This window comes from Mesorhizobium sp. CNPSo 4671, from assembly GCF_057784245.1.
Genome location: NZ_JBWLUW010000021.1, coordinates 1 through 15,568 on the forward strand (window position 1 = coordinate 1; position 15,568 = coordinate 15,568).

The window sequence follows — 15,568 nt, forward strand, 5'->3', positions numbered from 1 at the left end:
GGGTGGGGACTCGACCGGGTTTCTCCTTAAGCGCCTCGCGTCGATGCGACGCGCTAAACCTCTGTTTTATGCATGTCGCAAACCATTGCCCCTTTGGGCGACATGCATAGGCGCCCTAGCGGACGCTGGCGACCGCGTCGGAGCGGCCGTCGTTGATCGTCACCCAAACGCCGGAATTCTCCGTCGATTGACGCTTGAGATAGGTGTAGTCGGTGTCCGTCCAGGACAGCACCTTGGTTTCCAGATTGTCGAGGATGAACTCGCCGAGGCTGGTGCGCACGGTCAGCACGGCGTGGCCGTCGCCATTCGGCTGGCGCGCGACCGTCATCAAGAGATCACCCGCCGGCACACCCACATCCATCAGTTCGCGGCGCTTCTCCAGCGCATAGTCCTCGCAATCGCCATAGCCATTGTCGGGATAGGCCCAGTACTCCTCGACACCGTAATTTTCCATGTCGGTGCGCGGCTTGACGCGCGTGTTGACCGAATTGTTGATGTTGACGATCGTCGCCCAGAGCTTACGGGTCAGGTCGACAGGCGTGCCTTTGGGCGTCTTCTCGTTGCATTCGCCTGGGATACGCTGGCAGAACTCATAATGGCCAACTGGCTGCGTGGTGCGACCGCCGGTGTGCATATAGGCCGGTCCCGCGGCATATGCTGATCCCCAAGCGGAAAGCTGCATCGCCATTGCCAACAGCAACAGCTTGCCCCTCTTTGCTTTCATTTTTAGTCTCCCCGTTCGAAGGAGACCTTGCCACAGCTGGATTTATTTGACGCAAAGGCGCGAAGTAGACTTTAAGTAAAACGCCGGTAGAATAAACATAAAATTTGAATCATTTGAGTATTGAATTGTTTGGATTGCCGGGACTGGCCGGATGGGCGCGAGACCTCCGGGGCTGGTAGCGGCTTGAGGCTGCTCGAGGCGCGTCGATCGCTTCCAGATGGGGTCGATTGGCAGTTGCCAGAAACAAAAAACCGGCCGCGAAGGGCCGGTTGATCGAGGCATCCTGTCCGTGCGGTCAGGCGCGTGGCGTGTTGAATTCTGAATCGAGCGTTTCGGGGCGCTGGATGACGGCGAATTCGATGGCGACGCCATCCTCGAAATGGCGAACGATCTGGCCGCGCATGGTGCCGAGCATGACCTGGACGCCGATCGCCGGCTTGACGTCGATCTCAATCGCGGCGCCCGACAGCGACAGGTCGATGATCCGGCACTGGTACTGGCGGCCGTCGGTGAGCTGGAGCACGCTGGTCGGGTTGCGCGGCGCGACGCGCTCGTGGCGGCGGTCTTCCGGCAGGTCGAGTTCGTGTTTGTTGGCAAGCCAGGTCAGCTGCGCCGCGAGCTTGTCCTTCTTGCGGTCGGACGCGATCACGGTCATGGCGAAGCCGTCCTGCAGCGTGCGCGTAACGACGCCTTCGATGCGGCCTATATGGTCGATATAGGCGATGACTTTTTCGCCGGGCATGCCGATGCGATCGGTGCGGAGCGCGACGTTGCCAGGCGACATGTCGACAACCTGGCAAGGATGCTCGGTGCGGTCTTCCAGCATGAATCGTCCGTATATCTTGACCCGGACGCGCTGAAAGTTACGCCTTTCAGCTTGGGACGGCGCGTAGTCGACCGCCGCTGACCTCATGACTGCCTACACCCCGTTTGGCATCCCGCGCGCCGATGCGAGGGACTTCATCAAAGAAGTACAACAAAGCGGGTTAACAAAGGGAAAAAACGAGCCTGCAAGACTGTGCGATCATCAACTATTCCTCGCGCCCGCCGTCGAAGACGACGAGATGGCGGATGCGGCGCGCCCGGCCAAGCGCCGAGATCGTGTCAGGGGCCTCGAGTTCGGCTGGAACAAGCGAGGGAACGTCGATCGCCGGACGGTTGTTGAGCAGTTCTTTTTCCGGATCAATGACACGAATCGAATCGATCATGGCGTCCGTGATCGGGTCGGCGCCCAGCCAGAACGGCTTCTCCGCGGCACTCATCACACCGAGACAGCGCGGATTTTCGATGCCGCCGTCAAGTGGCAAGGCAAGCAATTCGAATTTGTTGGAGCGGCCGTTGCGGCTAAACCCCTCGAACATGATCAGCACCACGGATTTCTGGTCGAAAACCCCATGAATCAGCCGTGAGACCAGGCGCTGATCCTTCTCGCGCCACAGGGACGGGAAGGAGAATCCCTTGAGTTCGCGGCCATAGCAGGCGCAGAGCCTGGTGCCGGCGAGACGGAACACGGGTTGCCCGCGCGTGTCCTTCTCCAGGATGAACGTATCGGCCAAGAGCGACTTGATATCGGCGGGCTCAACTTCCGAACGCTTCGGAGCAGGGCGTCCGTCACGCAGGCGGTTCCAATAATGGAACAGCGTGATCGATCCGTTTTGGTTCATGGTATGCTGCTCCGCGCATTCTGTCGTCTGATGTCCCATCGGTGAACAGAAGGGCGCCCTCCGATGACCTACATGCGTTGCGGAGCAGGAAGCGTGCCAGCGTCGTTAACACTTGTTCACGGGTCGGGGCCGTTAAGGTTAACAACTGGTTTACGTTGTGCCCGGGCAGGCCCTGTGGCACACCAAAACCACTCCAGAAGCGGTCGTTTCGCGACGATCGGCAGCACTTCAGTCAAGGGTTTTAGGGGAGCAGGGGGCTCGACCGGCCGTTCAAGGGAAACCTTGGACGGCTTCTTTTTTGATTCGCGCCCTGTGATTCGCGGTTAACGGCGGGCATGATTTTTCGCTTATCGCGACACCTGCGGCGGTCCGGTGATCAATAGCGCAGGGATAGCCTGATCCCGGCGCTGTGTGACAGGCAGCAAGCAACATTTGCCAATCACACGCGGCGAAAGAGAAAAATCTACGTTCCGAGCGGTTCTGTTGCCGCTGTACCCTTGCAAATTCGCTCCTTGAGGCACGACGGCGGCGATCCCGCGGTCCGGAGACGTGCCTTGTCAGCGTAATTCTCTGGGGAAACCTTCATGAAAACTTCTATCCTTGGACTGATCACGGCCGGCTTGCTCTCCGGCGCCATTCCGGTCGGCGCCGCTCACGCTGCCGGGATCGCGGGTGCTCCCGCTCCTTTCGACAAGGGCGGCGTGAAAGTGGCGCTTGTCACCTTCATCTCAGCCGGCGATTTCTTTCAGGCCTATCAGGCCGGCGCGACGAAACAGGCGAAGGCGCTCGACATCGACCTGCAGATCTTGTCCGGCCGGCAGGACGCGGCCGCGCAGCGTGACCAGATCGAGCAGGCGATCAATCTCGGCGTCCAGGCCATCATCATCGACCATGGCCAGCCTGAAGCGCTGAAGGACGTCGCGCAGAAGGCGCTCGATGCCGGCATCAAGGTCGTCGCTTTCGACGTCAATCTCGACAACCCGAAGATCCCGCAGGTCGAACAGTCCGATCACGAGCTTGCCAAGGCTTCGCTCGGCCAGGCGCTCAAGGACAACGGCACCTCGTTCCAGGCCGGTTATGTCTATGTCGCCGGCTTCGCGCCGCTCGACCGCCGCAACGAAATCTGGGACGAGACCAAGAAGGCCAATCCCGGCATCGTCGAGAAGGCGCGCTGGGGGACGGTCAACGACACGACCGCGGTGTCGACAGCCGACCAGACCAAGGCAGCGTTCCAGGCCAACCCCGGCATCTCGGTGGTCTTTGCTCCCTATGACGAGTTCGCGCGCGGCGTAAAACTCGCCACCGACGAGCTCGGCATCTCGAACAAGGTGAAGATCTACTCGGCCGATGTGTCGACCGCCGACATCACCGAAATCACTGCCGAAGGAAGCCCATGGGTCGCCACCGCGGCCACCAATCCGGCCGTCGTCGGCGCGGTTTCGGTGCGGGCGGCGGCCAAGCTGATCGCTGGTGAGGATCCCGGCCACAACATCGTCGTCAAGCCGGTGCTGCTGACACAGGAAGAGCTGCGCAAGAACGGCATCAAGACAGTCGAGGACCTCGATGCCAAGCTTCCGGCCTTCGGCCAGAGCGACGCGGCATCGGCCAGTTGGATCCCGTCCAACTGATCCTTTTTCTCCTCTCCCTCGCTCGCCCGCGGGGGAGAGGAGATATCGATTGGGTTAGCGCTTCTTTCCCAGGCCGAAGGTCAGTGCCAAGGCGCCAACCAGCACGACGCCCTTGACGAAGTCCTGCGTGTAATAGGGCGCGTTCAACATGGTGAGACCGTTGAGCAGCACGCCGACGAAGATCGCACCGACCACCGTGCCGATCACATGCGGGCGACGCTTGTCGAGCACGGCATAGCCGATCAGCGAGGCTGCCACCGCATCGAGCAGCAGAGAATTGCCCGCCGAGACGTCGCCACGGCCGACGCGGGAGGCCACGATCAGCCCTCCCAGCGAAGCAAGCGTGCCTGACAGTATATAGGCCCAGAGCCGGTATCTCTTGGTCGCCGCGCCGGCAAGATGCGCGGCCGTTTCATTGCCGCCGATAGCGTAGAAGACGCGGCCCCAGCGCGTGCGCTCCATCAGGAACCAGGCCAGCACGGCGACGGTAGCCATGACCACGACAGACAGGGGGATCGTATCGAAGAGCCGGGACCGGCCGAGGATCAGGAACGCCGGATCATAGGCGCCGGGCACCGTCGAGCCGTCGGGAAGCACCATGCCGGCGGTGATCGAGCGGCCACCGGTCGGGATCAGCTGCAGGCCGGCAAGCAGGAACATGGTCGCCAGCGTGGCGAGAAGATCGGGCACGCCGACGCGGACGATCAGCAGCCCGTTGACGAAGCCGATGAAGGCACCCATCAGCAGGACCAGCACCATGGTCTCAGCCGCGTCCAGCTGCCATACGACCATGGCATAGCTTGCCGCCATCACCGACGAAGCGGCGATGCTGCCGACCGACAGGTCGAAGCCGTCGGCCGCCATTGTGATCGATACGCCGACGCCGAGGATCGCCACCACCGAAACCGCCTGCAGGATCGAGAACAGATTGGCCGAGCGGATGAAGGCAGGCTGCGCGTACCAGAACCCCACCACCATCAACGCCAGCAGCACGAAGAGGGCGTAGCGGCGGGTTTCGCGGAAAAGCGACGTGCGCGAGGCGGACGGCTGCGTCGTCGTCGGATAGGTCATCTGTGGTCTCCGGCCTTGTCGCTCTCGACCTAGCCGATCTGGTCGGTCAGCGAGCCATGGCCGTCTCCGGCCTCATGAAGTGTGTGGTTGCGCATGACGAGGATGCGGTCTGCAACCTCCAGCGCCTCTTCGGTGTCGCTGGTCGCGATCAGCGTGGCGGAACCGCTTTGGCTGTTGCGGATCGCGGCGATCAAATCGGCGCGTGCGCCGACGTCGACGCCCTGGAACGGCTCATCGAGCAGCAACAGCCGGCAAGGTGCGGCCTGCCAGCGGGCGAGCACGACCTTTTGCTGGTTGCCGCCGGAAAGCTCGTCGAGCGTGTCGTCGGGCCCGCGCGCCTTGATGCCGAGCCGCGAGATCGCATCGGAGGCGACCCGGCGCTCGTGCGCGGCCCGCAGCAGACCACTCGGAAACCAGCGCTTGAGATGCGGCAGGGCGATCGTACCGGCGATCGAGGCGCCGGGAACTTCGGGCGGCAGCAAGGATGATTGCCAGCGGTCCTCGGCGACCATGAAGACACCGCTTTCGATCGACTGTGCCGGCCCGCTCGAGAGCCATGGCTTTCCGTCGAGCACGAAGCAGCCTTGCGCCAGCGTTTCGAGTCCGAAAAGCGCGCGCAGCAGTCGGCTCTTGCCCGAGCCGAGCGTGCCGGTGATGGCGACGACCTCGCCGGAGCGCAGGTCGAGATCGAAAGGCTCCGCCTCGGCAACCAGCCGCGCGCGCCTGATGGAGGCGATGATCGGCGCGGTTGATGCCTTGCTGTCATGTGTGGCGGCTTCCAATGTCCGGCCGATCATGGCCGCGACGGCGGCCGGAAAATCGATCGGCTTGGCAAAGGCACCGACGATGCGGCCGCCGCGCATGACGACGGCGCGGTCGGCGATCGCCGCAAGGTCGCCAAGCCGGTGCGAAATATATAGGATTGCCATGCCGCCGGCGCGCAGCCGGCGGATGATGGCGAACAGCCGCTCGGCTTCCGTGGTCGACAGGCTCGATGTCGGTTCGTCGAGGATGAGCACGGAGGCCCTGGCCGCGACGGCGCGGGCGATGGCGATCAACTGGCGTTCCGCCGGGCGCAGATCGATGAAGTCGCGATCGAGCGGCAGATCGAGGTCGATCAGCGCCGCGACCGCGCGCGCTCGCCGGCGGATCGATGCCGCCGAGACGAAGAAACGCCCCGTGCGGCCGCAAAGCTCGTCAAGCAACAGGTTTTCGGCAACCGTCAATCCGGCAGCACCCGCCTGGTCGGTCGCCTGGTGCACCGTGGCGATACCGGCGGCCTTGGCGGCGCTGGGCGAGGCGAAGGTGACAATGTTGCCGCCCAGCGTGATCGTGCCCGCGTCAGGCGTGTAGGACCCCGAAAGAATCTTCACCAAGGTCGATTTGCCGGCGCCGTTGGCGCCCATCAGCGCCACGACCTCACCGGGCGCGACGGCAAGATCGGCGCCGGCGAGTGCGCGTGTCGGCCCGAAGGATTTCTCGATCCCGTTGACAGAGACGGCGATGGTTGAGTTTGCTGGGGGCAAGATGCGTGAGCTTCGGGTTATGGCATTGCGCTTGGGGCGGCGAGTTTTGGCCGTCGTTCTCACCCGTTATGGCGCCGCATTCTAGGGAGGGGGCTCGTCGCTTCCGAGAACGCGCGTTGCGAGTTTTTCAAACCCCGGAGCAATTCCGCTTCGTTTCCTTTCGTTTCATAGCAAATGAGGGCGACGCGGTACGTCGTGTTCGCCGTTTCGAGAAACAGAATTGTTCCAAGTCGGCCATCCTTGCTCTAAAGCTCGCGCATCGAATCCCAGGACCAGATGCGTATGAGTGAACCGGTAAGCCCTTCGGAAGCCGAACCCACCGAACCGACGCCGGAGCCCCGGCGTGAGCCGGTCTTCAACCTGCCGCCCGTGGTGCTGGCGGTGATCGGCATTTGCGCTGCCGTCTATCTGCTGCAGCAATATGTGCTGAACGACGAGCAGCAGATGACACTGCTCTATGATGGGGCCTTCATCCCCGTCCTCTACACCGGACAATACGGCTTCGATTGGTTCCTGTTCACGCGGCCCTTCACCTATGCCTTCATGCATGGCGGGTTTGCCCATATCGCCATCAACATGGTCTGGCTCGCCGCCTTTGGCTCGCCGCTGGCCAATCGCCTTGGCGGGCTCTGGTTCGCCTTGTTCTTCGCTGCCACCGGACTGGCTTCCGTGGCGCTATTCTGGGCCATGCATCCGTACGGAGAGGCACCGTTGGTCGGCGCCTCCGGCGCAATTTCCGGCATGATGGGTGCCGCCGCGCGGTTCGGTTTCCGCACCGACCGTTCGGCCGGTAAGGCAGCCTTCGCTGGCCCGGTGCTGCCGATCGCCATTGTCTTGCGTTTGCGTGGCGTCGTGATCTTCCTCGCCGTGTGGATGATCATCAACCTCGCCACTGGCCTTCTCGGCTTTGCGCCTGGAATAGACGGCCAGATCGCCTGGGAGGCCCATATTGGCGGCTTCGTCGCCGGCTTCTTCGGCCTGCGCTGGTTCGACCGGCGATGGCAGTCGCCTGAGTGGGAAACCACCGACCACCACACTTGAAATGCAGCCGATCACGGCGCACGATGTTCACTCTTACGTGAAAGCCGGTCAGGGCAGGAACCGGCAGGCAAAAGCAGAGGAGGACGCCATGACGGTTAAGGCAATTCTAGAGAGAAAAGGCCACGACGTGTTGACGCTCGGGCCGAATGAAAAACTTAGCGTGGCCATCCGCATGCTCGCCGACCACAAGATCGGTGCGCTGGTCATCACCAACGGCGATCGCAAGATCGTCGGCATTCTTTCTGAGCGCGATATCGTGCGTGTCGTCGCCAAGGAGGGTGCCGCCGCGCTTGATATCGCGGTGCGTTCGGCGATGACGCCGAAGGTGAAGATCTGCAACGAGAACCACACGGTCAACGAGGTGATGGAGATCATGACCAGGGGCCGTTTCCGCCATCTGCCGGTGGAAAAGGATGGCCTGCTCGATGGCATCGTCTCCATCGGTGACGTGGTCAAGCGCCGCATCGAGGATGTCGAACGCGAGGCCGATGAGATCAGGGCCTACATCGCCACCGCCTGAGCGGCGAAAGGAACCGCCGGCCGGAGACCCGACCGGCGGAACCATTTCTATCTGTTGTCGAGTTCGGAACGGACGAGTTCGAGCCCGCGCCTTGTGATGCGATAGGGACCGCCACCCGACGACGAAACTGCCTTTTTCCGCTTCAGCTTTCGAAACAGGCCGAGATCGACGCCCGGATAATGCCAGCCGTCACGGGTCAGGCATTTGACAGAGGCGATCCGCTTTTTCTCGTTCTTTTCGATTTCAATGCGTCCGCCCTGCGCAAGCAGGTGCAGGATGCGCTGTTCAGTGCGCGAAATATCCATGGGGAGAGTTTTCCGGAAAAACGAAAAATGCCGCCGCCGCGAAGCTTCGCGGCACGGGGTTTCAGGTTTTGTCGCCCTGCCTCGCTACGAGGTCAGGGCCTTACCGGGACTGAGCGTAAGTGGACATCCACTCTCCATTAGGATGAGCGTCCTATAGGCGAAAGCAGCTGAAAAGGCCAGCCTGCGGCTTTGCGCTTGTCTCTTTTGGCGGTTTGCACTAGCGAAGTTGCACACCAAAATATGCGTCCACGCATATTCAGCAGTTCCAATATGTAGGCCCCCATGTCCCTGATCGATACCCGCACGCCCGACGCAAAACGCCTGATCCCTGGCGCCACCGGCGACTGGGAAATCATCATCGGTCTTGAGGTGCACGCGCAGGTCATCTCGGAAGCAAAACTGTTTTCCGGCGCCTCGACCGCTTTCGGTGCGGCGCCGAACGCCAATGTCAGCCTGGTCGATGCGGCAATGCCGGGCATGCTGCCGGTCATCAACGAGGAATGCGTCAAGCAGGCGATCCGCACCGGCCTCGGGCTGAAGGCACAGATCAACCACAAGTCGGTTTTCGACCGGAAGAACTATTTTTATCCGGACTTGCCGCAGGGCTACCAGATTTCGCAGTTCAAGCAGCCGATCGTCGGCGAGGGCACGGTGATCGTTTCGGTCGGACCGGACCGGCAGGGCGAGTTCGAGGACATCGAGGTCGGCATCGAGCGGCTGCATCTGGAACAGGATGCCGGCAAGTCGATGCACGACCAGCATCCGACCATGTCCTATGTCGACCTCAACCGTTCAGGCGTGGCACTGATGGAGATCGTCTCCAAGCCTGACCTGCGTTCCGGCGATGAGGCCAAGGCCTATGTCACCAAGCTGCGCACCATCATGCGCTATCTCGGCACCTGCGACGGCAACATGGATGAAGGCTCGCTGCGCGCCGACGTCAACGTCTCGGTACGCCGGCCCGGTGGCGAGTTCGGCACGCGCTGCGAGATCAAGAACATGAACTCGATCCGCTTCATCGGCCAGGCCATCGACTATGAGGCGCGCCGCCAGATCGCCATCCTCGAGGACGGCGGCAAGATCGACCAGGAAACGCGGCTGTACGATGCCGTCAAGGGCGAGACGCGCCCGATGCGCTCGAAGGAAGAAGCGCACGATTACCGCTATTTCCCCGATCCCGATCTTCTGCCGCTGGAATTCGACCAGGCCTATGTCGACGCGCTGGCCAAAGGACTGCCGGAACTGCCCGATGACAAGAAGGCGCGGCTCATCACCTCGCTGGGTCTCTCGACCTACGACGCTTCGATCCTCGTGTCGGAAAAGTCGATCGCCGACTATTTCGAGAAGGTGGCCTCCGGCCGCGACGGCAAGCTCGCCGCCAACTGGGTCATCAATGATCTGCTTGGACAGTTGAACAAGGCCGGAAAGGATATTGAAAATGCTCCAGTTTCGCCCGATCAGCTCGGTGCGCTCATCGACCTGATCAAGGACGGCACCATCTCCGGCAAGATCGCCAAGGACCTGTTCGAGATCGTCTGGAACGAGGGCGGCGATCCGCGTCAGCTGGTCGAGAGCCGCGGCATGAAGCAGGTCACCGACACCGGCGCCATCGAGAAGGCGGTCGACGAGGTGATCACGGCCAATCCCGACAAGGTCGAACAGGCGCGCGCCAAGCCGACCATGGCCGGCTGGTTTGTCGGCCAGGTGATGAAGGCGACGGGCGGCAAGGCCAATCCTCAAGCGGTCAACGACCTCGTCAAGGCCAAGCTCGGCATTTCGGATCAATGAGCACAGACGCAAAGCCGGGCAATCCGGCAAGCGTCTCGCCGGCCCTGTTGATTATCGGCGCTGTGCTGCTTTTTGTCGGCACGTCGCTGCATCCGATGCATGAAGATCCGAACGATGCGCTTGCCGCCTTCGGTGAATATGCCGCCGACCATATCTGGCTCTACTGCCACATGGCACAGCTTGCCGGCGTCTTCGCGATGGTTGCGGGGCTGCTGCTCATCCTTGGCCGTCTGTCCAACGGTCCGGCCCGTGGCTGGGCCCTTCTGACGATCGTCTTCGGCGCGGCATCGTTGGCGGCGGCCGCTGCCTTGCAGGCCGTCGACGGCATCGCGCTGAAGGCGGTGGTCAACGCCTGGGCCGCAGCCGATGCGGCGGCAAAACCGTCGCTGTTCAGCGCCGCTTTCGCCGTGCGCCAGGTTGAAGTCGGCTTTGCCGCGATCAGCGCCATGCTGCTCGGCTTGACGGTTCTGCTCGCCACTACCGCCCTGCATCAGGCCAGGCGCTGTCCGTTGTGGCTGTCGCTGCTCGGTGGCGCCGGTGCTGTGGGCGTCCTGTCCGGCGGCTTGGCCACCGCGGCAACCGGATTCTCCGGCCTTGCCATGGCGGCCAACATGCCGGGCAGCATGGTGCTTCTGGTCTGGGTCGTGCTGCTTGCGGTGATCGATTTCAGACGCGACCGCGCTACGGCATAGGCGGGAGAGAAAGCGATGTTTGTCCGCACCGCAGGTGAACGCGACCTTGATGCAATCCGGGCGGTGCTGGTCGAAACCTGGCATGCGACGTACGACGCTATATACGGCGCCGCAAAGGTCACCGAGATCACCGACGAATGGCATTCGATTGCCTCGCTGAAGGCGCGGCTGATCAAGCCGAACAGCGACTTCCTTGTTGCCGATGACGGCAAGCGCATTGGCGGCGTGGCTTTTGCCGAAAGCATCGACGGCGGCAAGCTGGTTGTCCTGAAACAACTCTACGTGCTGCCCAGCCTGCAGGGGCGGGGTATCGGCGGCATGCTGCTCGACGAGATCATCGAGAGTTTCCCCGAGGCCGACGCCATTCGCCTGGAGGTGGAGGCGCAGAACACGCGCGCCATCGCCTTCTACGAAGCGAACGGTTTTATACGATCTGGCGATGCAGGCGAACGCGCCGGGACGCTTGTTTACCGCCGCTCTCTTGCCGGGTGACTGGCGCCTCAAGGCAATCCGGATCACCTTCGCGCGAGCGGCACGACATGTGCCCCCTTTTCATTTGACGGCCTGAGGGTCACACACCAAGCTGCGGGCAGCTGACCGTGCGGAAGCCGGAATGGGCTGGCGCGCAAGGCGGCGAGGGGGGAACCATGCCAAGCTTGCCGGAACTGATGCCGACGCAGGTGTCGGACGAAACCTTTGGTGGCGTCACCTATCACATAGCGGGCGAACTGGTGCCCGTGCTGTCGGTCGATGTGACGCAAATGCCTGTCTATTTCGAGCACCACATCCTGTTGTGGAAGAACTCCGCCATCACCATTGGCCTGAAATCGCTGAAAGGCGCGCTGAAGCGCATGATGGCCGGCATGCAGATCTTCGTCACCGAGGCGTCGGGGGCGGGTATCATCGCCTTCAGCCGCGACGGGCCCGGCCACATCGTGCCGATCCATCTCAGGCGCGGCGAGGAGATCCAGGTGCGCGAACACCAGTTTCTCGCTGCCACCGGCAATGTCGACTACACATTCGAGCGTGTCCGCGGGCTGGCGACGATGCTGTTTGGCCAGAGTGGCTTCTTCATCGACCGTTTTCGTGGCGATAGCGGCGACGGCATCGTCTGGCTGCACGGCTACGGCAATGTCTTCGAGAAAACGCTTGCTGCTGGCGAGACCATCGACATCGAGCCGGGCGGCTGGCTGTTCAAGGATACCTCGGTCAGGATGGAAACCAAGATCGACCGCCTGTCGAGCGGCTTCTTCGGCGCCAACATGAATTTCATCGTCAACCGCTTCACCGGCCCGGGTCGCGTCGGCATCCAGTCGATGTATCTGCACATGCCGACGGAGGAGTAGCTCCGACGGGAGCAAAAACCGGGGTCAGCGTGAGCGCAACGGTGGCGACAGCTCGCGTATCAGCAATTCGAGTTCCCGCTGATCGCCGGTTCCCGTCTTGTCGAAGATCGTCGCCAGTTGCGATTTGATGGTGTCGTCGGAAACGCCGGCGGCGGCGGCAATCGCCTTGCGCGTCCTGCCCGCGGCGACATGGCCGGCGACGCGTTTTTCCGCGGCGGTCAGGCCAAACAGCGCGGCGATCGCGTCCAGCGCCGGGGTCGGCGTGGTGCCGGCGGCGGCGATGAAGATGGCGGCGGCAGCGTGCTGAGACATCCGCGCTGAAATCTCGCGCTGGACAAGCGGCATCACATGCGCACTGCCGAAACGCCGACCCTGGCGAGCGGAATGTTGATGCCGGAGGGCCCAAGCGCGAACTCGTCACGCGTGCCCAGTTCAACCGCGCAACTGATGGCGGCATTGGCCTGCGGATAGGCGAAGGCCAGCTGGCCGCGCACCGATGAGACGGCCGAACTCTGCATCAGCAGCGCTTCGGCCGCGCAATTGGCGAAGATGATCTGCATGTCGTTGGAAACGATCAGCACCGGATGGTCGAGACTCTCGATGATCGAGCGGAAAATCTCGGCCTTGCGCCGTTCGGTCTCGAACAGGTCGCCGATCGTCACGGCGCGCCGTACATGCGGCGCAGCGACGAAATCAGCTCGAGGTCGTCGGCCGAGATTTGTCGCCTGTCCTTGTCGGTCACCACCATCAGCGTGCCGATTCGGCCCGGCCGCTTCATCAGCGCCACCCAGAAGAAGTCGTCCAGCCGGTTTGGTTCCACCCATTCGCGCACGATGCGGCTTTCGATCCAGTTCTGCCGTGCGTTGGGCCCTTGCAGCTCGTAGAAGGAATCGACCGTGAAGGGCATGTCGATATCCATCTTGGGAACGGCCGTGAAGAAGGGCACCTCCGATCCATAGTCGCGTTGCAGCGGCTCCAGGATCGCGGGATCGCCGCAGGACACCGAAAATCGAGCCGAATTGCTGGCCGTGTCGACGACCGCCAGCATGGCTAGCTGGCCAATCGCCAGCCGGCGAATGGCTTCAAGCGTCGACTGCCAGCGACCGACATCGGCAACCGAATCATAAATAGCCTCGACGACCTGCGGCAGGGCGCGGTCGACCGCGTTCGCCAGCCTGGACATAGGCCCCCCTCGTACCGCCCTAGAGGTAACGTAGTGTTGGGTCACAACAACATTGCGTTAGGTTGCACACTAGTGCTGCTGTGTAACTTGATCATGCCGCTGTAGTCGGGAATTGTTGCGTCACGGTCGAATGCCGCGCATGCCGGAACGGTTGTTTAATTTAGTCATAAATAATAGAAGTGTGGCAGTTTTTGTGCATGCCGGCGGGAACGCTCCGGTGATCAAGCTTTCGATCTAGGCGGTGGGAACTTCCACATTGTCGATCAGCCGGGTCTTGCCAAGCCAGGCGGCGGCGAGCAGGCGCCCGACGCGGTCGCGGCGCCAGGGCGCCAGTGTCAGGCTTTCGCGGGCCTCGACATAGTCGACTTTCTGGAAGCCGGCGGCGATCAGGGCGCGGCTGGCTTCACCGGTCGCGTCATCTTGATGTGCACCGGCCGCCAGCGCCGCTGCTGCCTTGTGCAGGATCGCGTTGAGCTGGCGGGCGACCGCGAGTTCAGACTCGCTGAGATAGGCGTTGCGTGACGACATGGCGAGACCATGCGCGTCGCGTATGGTCGGGGCGCCGATGATCTCGACGGGCAGGTCGAGGTCGCGGCAGAGCTGCCGGACGACACAAAGCTGCTGATAGTCCTTCTCGCCAAAGACCGCATGATCGGGCGTTGCCTGGAGGAAGAGCTTGGCCACAACGGTGGCGACGCCCTCAAAAAAGGTCGGGCGAAAGTCCGATTCGAGCCCGGCGGACGGGCCGCCGACCGCGATCCTGGTGGCGAAGCCGGCGGGATACATCGCGCCGACCGTGGGCGTGAAGGCAAGATCGGCCTTGACCGTCGCCAGCATATCCAGATCGCGGGCGAGCTGGCGCGGATATTTGTCGAGATCCTCGCTCGGCGCGAACTGCGTCGGGTTGACGAAAATCGACACCACGCAGCGCTCGGCTTTTCCCCTGGCGATCCTGATCAGCGAGAGATGCCCTTCATGCAGCGCGCCCATGGTCGGAACCATAGCGACGCGCAAGCCATCGCGCCTCCAGTCACCGATCCGCGCGCGAAGTGCGGCGACGCTGTCGACGACGTCAGGCCGGCTCATGTCTCGTCTCCGCCGTTTGAGCCCGAAAAGGCTTTTGAGCCCGAAAAGACATGGGCAGGGCCGGGGAATGTCCGGTCTCGCACCTCCGCTGCATAGCGCTCGGCGGCGTGCGCGATCACGCTGCGCAGATCGGCATATTCCTTGACGAATTTCGGCACCCGGTCGACGGTCAGCCCGACCATGTCGTCGATGACCAGGATCTGGCCGTCGCAGTCACCGCTGGCGCCGATGCCGATGGTTGGAATGGCGATGCGGCGGGTGATGTCGGCGGCGACCGCCTCGATGGTGCCTTCGATGACCACGGAGAACGCGCCGGCTTTTTCGACGGCGAGCGCGTCGGCCATCAGCGCCGCGACGTTCTCGTCCGTGCGGCCCTTGATCTTGTAGCCGCCATCCTTCTCCACCGATTGCGGCAGCAGGCCGATATGGCCCATGACCGGAATGCCTGCGGCGACAATTGCCGCGATTTGCCCGGCCATGTCGACGCCACCTTCGAGTTTCACCGCCTGGCAGCCGGTCTCGTCGACGATGCGCCGCGCCGAGGCCACCGCCTGCGCCGCCGAATCCTCATAGCTGCCCGCCGGCATGTCGACGACGACGCAGGCCTTGGCCGAGCCGCGCATCACGGCTTGCCCGTGCGCGATCATCATCTCGAGCGAGGCGCCCAGCGTTGTCGCATGGCCATGCAGGACCATGGCGACGCTGTCGCCGACCAGGAGCAGGTCGACATGGGGATCAAGCAGGCGAGCGACGGGATAGGTGTAGGCTGTCAGGCAGACCAGTGGTGTGTCGCTCTTGTGGCGACGAATCAGCTCGGCGCCGATGCGAATGTCGGTGGTCGGCAATTCCGTAGCCAATCGTCACCTCCCTCGGCCCATGGCCGGATTGGATATCCGCATGGGCGCGCTGAGCTTTAGAAAGAGCGCAAAGGCTTGGCAAGCGCGCATCCTGCCGCCTCTCGGGATCACGGGCTTGTGTCGGCTCCTTGGCGCGC

At 62.7% G+C, this 15,568-nt stretch carries 18 protein-coding genes; 7 read left to right on the forward strand and 11 right to left on the reverse strand.

Annotated elements, in window-relative coordinates:
* Positions 1–115: 115 nt before the first annotated feature.
* The 3 genes from AC04SF_RS33645 to AC04SF_RS33655 all read right to left on the reverse strand — a co-directional run bounded on the left by AC04SF_RS33645 (position 116) and on the right by AC04SF_RS33655 (position 2,388).
* Positions 116–724, reverse strand: a complete 609-nt coding sequence (locus AC04SF_RS33645; RefSeq protein ID WP_488481277.1) for a transglutaminase-like cysteine peptidase — start codon at positions 722–724, stop codon at positions 116–118.
* 295 nt (positions 725–1,019) lie between these two features.
* Entirely contained in the window at positions 1,020–1,637 is a 618-nt protein-coding gene (locus tag AC04SF_RS33650; RefSeq protein ID WP_095204357.1) for a PilZ domain-containing protein, read from the reverse strand.
* A gap of 118 nt (positions 1,638–1,755) precedes the next feature.
* On the reverse strand, positions 1,756–2,388 hold the full coding sequence (locus AC04SF_RS33655) for a PAS domain-containing protein (protein WP_488481278.1): 633 nt from the start codon (positions 2,386–2,388) through the stop codon (positions 1,756–1,758).
* Between the two features lie 584 nt (positions 2,389–2,972).
* Between AC04SF_RS33655 and AC04SF_RS33660 the strand changes: the two genes are divergently transcribed.
* Complete coding sequence (locus AC04SF_RS33660) at positions 2,973–4,016, forward strand: substrate-binding domain-containing protein (RefSeq protein WP_488481279.1); 1,044 nt, start codon at positions 2,973–2,975, stop codon at positions 4,014–4,016.
* Positions 4,017–4,070: 54 nt separating this feature from the next.
* Here the strand turns inward: AC04SF_RS33660 and AC04SF_RS33665 are convergent, their stop codons facing one another.
* Both AC04SF_RS33665 and AC04SF_RS33670 read right to left on the reverse strand, forming a co-directional pair.
* The gene (locus tag AC04SF_RS33665; protein ID WP_488481280.1) at positions 4,071–5,087 is read right to left on the reverse strand and encodes an ABC transporter permease; all 1,017 of its coding nucleotides are present in this window, start codon (positions 5,085–5,087) and stop codon (positions 4,071–4,073) included.
* Between the two features lie 29 nt (positions 5,088–5,116).
* Entirely contained in the window at positions 5,117–6,613 is a 1,497-nt protein-coding gene (locus AC04SF_RS33670; RefSeq protein WP_488481281.1) for a sugar ABC transporter ATP-binding protein, read from the reverse strand.
* Between the two features lie 282 nt (positions 6,614–6,895).
* Here AC04SF_RS33670 and AC04SF_RS33675 point away from each other — a divergent pair, with 282 nt between their 5' ends.
* Entirely contained in the window at positions 6,896–7,654 is a 759-nt protein-coding gene (locus tag AC04SF_RS33675) for a rhomboid family intramembrane serine protease (RefSeq protein WP_488481282.1), read from the forward strand.
* A gap of 88 nt (positions 7,655–7,742) precedes the next feature.
* Positions 7,743–8,174 (forward strand): CBS domain-containing protein, encoded by a 432-nt coding sequence (locus AC04SF_RS33680; RefSeq protein WP_095204363.1) that lies wholly within the window; start codon positions 7,743–7,745, stop codon positions 8,172–8,174.
* A 47-nt stretch (positions 8,175–8,221) separates the two neighbouring features.
* Here the strand turns inward: AC04SF_RS33680 and AC04SF_RS33685 are convergent, their stop codons facing one another.
* Positions 8,222–8,479, reverse strand: a complete 258-nt coding sequence (locus tag AC04SF_RS33685) for a YjhX family toxin (protein ID WP_095204364.1) — start codon at positions 8,477–8,479, stop codon at positions 8,222–8,224.
* A gap of 282 nt (positions 8,480–8,761) precedes the next feature.
* On the opposite strand from AC04SF_RS33685, the gene gatB reads away from it, so the two are divergent.
* The 4 genes from gatB (at position 8,762) to AC04SF_RS33705 (ending at position 12,305) form a co-directional block, all read left to right on the forward strand.
* Positions 8,762–10,267, forward strand: a complete 1,506-nt coding sequence (gene gatB, locus AC04SF_RS33690; RefSeq protein WP_488481283.1) for an Asp-tRNA(Asn)/Glu-tRNA(Gln) amidotransferase subunit GatB — start codon at positions 8,762–8,764, stop codon at positions 10,265–10,267.
* The gene (locus AC04SF_RS33695) at positions 10,264–10,959 is read left to right on the forward strand and encodes a hypothetical protein (protein WP_488481284.1); all 696 of its coding nucleotides are present in this window, start codon (positions 10,264–10,266) and stop codon (positions 10,957–10,959) included. Before gatB ends, AC04SF_RS33695 begins: the two co-directional genes overlap by 4 nt.
* Before the next feature lie 15 nt (positions 10,960–10,974).
* Positions 10,975–11,451 carry a GNAT family N-acetyltransferase gene (locus AC04SF_RS33700; protein WP_488481285.1) on the forward strand — a complete coding sequence of 159 codons (477 nt, stop codon included), beginning with the start codon at positions 10,975–10,977 and terminating at the stop codon, positions 11,449–11,451.
* A 155-nt stretch (positions 11,452–11,606) separates the two neighbouring features.
* Positions 11,607–12,305 (forward strand): AIM24 family protein, encoded by a 699-nt coding sequence (locus AC04SF_RS33705; RefSeq protein WP_096445520.1) that lies wholly within the window; start codon positions 11,607–11,609, stop codon positions 12,303–12,305.
* Positions 12,306–12,329: 24 nt separating this feature from the next.
* On the opposite strand, the gene AC04SF_RS33710 is transcribed toward AC04SF_RS33705, so the two are convergent.
* The 5 genes from AC04SF_RS33710 to panB form a co-directional block, all read right to left on the reverse strand.
* Positions 12,330–12,617, reverse strand: a complete 288-nt coding sequence (locus AC04SF_RS33710) for a helix-turn-helix transcriptional regulator (protein WP_488481286.1) — start codon at positions 12,615–12,617, stop codon at positions 12,330–12,332.
* A gap of 32 nt (positions 12,618–12,649) precedes the next feature.
* Positions 12,650–12,967, reverse strand: coding sequence for a hypothetical protein (locus AC04SF_RS33715; RefSeq protein ID WP_488481287.1), 318 nt, complete (start codon positions 12,965–12,967; stop codon positions 12,650–12,652).
* Complete coding sequence (locus AC04SF_RS33720; RefSeq protein WP_488481288.1) at positions 12,964–13,488, reverse strand: hypothetical protein; 525 nt, start codon at positions 13,486–13,488, stop codon at positions 12,964–12,966. The genes AC04SF_RS33715 and AC04SF_RS33720 overlap by 4 nt, the downstream gene beginning before the upstream one ends.
* 234 nt (positions 13,489–13,722) lie before the next feature.
* The gene (gene panC / locus AC04SF_RS33725) at positions 13,723–14,574 is read right to left on the reverse strand and encodes a pantoate--beta-alanine ligase (RefSeq protein ID WP_488481289.1); all 852 of its coding nucleotides are present in this window, start codon (positions 14,572–14,574) and stop codon (positions 13,723–13,725) included.
* Positions 14,571–15,431 carry a 3-methyl-2-oxobutanoate hydroxymethyltransferase gene (gene panB / locus AC04SF_RS33730; protein WP_488481290.1) on the reverse strand — a complete coding sequence of 287 codons (861 nt, stop codon included), beginning with the start codon at positions 15,429–15,431 and terminating at the stop codon, positions 14,571–14,573. The genes panC and panB overlap by 4 nt, the downstream gene beginning before the upstream one ends.
* Positions 15,432–15,568 lie beyond the last annotated feature (137 nt).

Bases quoted from the DNA above. Each gene is read 5' to 3' on its own strand.
- AC04SF_RS33695 (WP_488481284.1), top strand. From the start codon at position 10,264: ATGAGCACAGACGCAAAGCCGGGCAATCCGGCAAGCGTCTCGCCGGCC.
- AC04SF_RS33645 (WP_488481277.1), bottom strand. From the start codon at position 724: ATGAAAGCAAAGAGGGGCAAGCTGTTGCTGTTGGCAATGGCGATGCAG.
- AC04SF_RS33710 (WP_488481286.1), bottom strand. From the start codon at position 12,617: ATGTCTCAGCACGCTGCCGCCGCCATCTTCATCGCCGCCGCCGGCACC.
- panC (WP_488481289.1), bottom strand. From the start codon at position 14,574: ATGAGCCGGCCTGACGTCGTCGACAGCGTCGCCGCACTTCGCGCGCGG.
- AC04SF_RS33675 (WP_488481282.1), top strand. From the start codon at position 6,896: ATGAGTGAACCGGTAAGCCCTTCGGAAGCCGAACCCACCGAACCGACG.
- AC04SF_RS33685 (WP_095204364.1), bottom strand. From the start codon at position 8,479: ATGGATATTTCGCGCACTGAACAGCGCATCCTGCACCTGCTTGCGCAG.
- AC04SF_RS33660 (WP_488481279.1), top strand. From the start codon at position 2,973: ATGAAAACTTCTATCCTTGGACTGATCACGGCCGGCTTGCTCTCCGGC.
- gatB (WP_488481283.1), top strand. From the start codon at position 8,762: ATGTCCCTGATCGATACCCGCACGCCCGACGCAAAACGCCTGATCCCT.
- AC04SF_RS33650 (WP_095204357.1), bottom strand. From the start codon at position 1,637: ATGAGGTCAGCGGCGGTCGACTACGCGCCGTCCCAAGCTGAAAGGCGT.
- AC04SF_RS33705 (WP_096445520.1), top strand. From the start codon at position 11,607: ATGCCAAGCTTGCCGGAACTGATGCCGACGCAGGTGTCGGACGAAACC.
- AC04SF_RS33680 (WP_095204363.1), top strand. From the start codon at position 7,743: ATGACGGTTAAGGCAATTCTAGAGAGAAAAGGCCACGACGTGTTGACG.
- AC04SF_RS33720 (WP_488481288.1), bottom strand. From the start codon at position 13,488: ATGTCCAGGCTGGCGAACGCGGTCGACCGCGCCCTGCCGCAGGTCGTC.
- AC04SF_RS33665 (WP_488481280.1), bottom strand. From the start codon at position 5,087: ATGACCTATCCGACGACGACGCAGCCGTCCGCCTCGCGCACGTCGCTT.
- AC04SF_RS33655 (WP_488481278.1), bottom strand. From the start codon at position 2,388: ATGAACCAAAACGGATCGATCACGCTGTTCCATTATTGGAACCGCCTG.
- AC04SF_RS33700 (WP_488481285.1), top strand. From the start codon at position 10,975: ATGTTTGTCCGCACCGCAGGTGAACGCGACCTTGATGCAATCCGGGCG.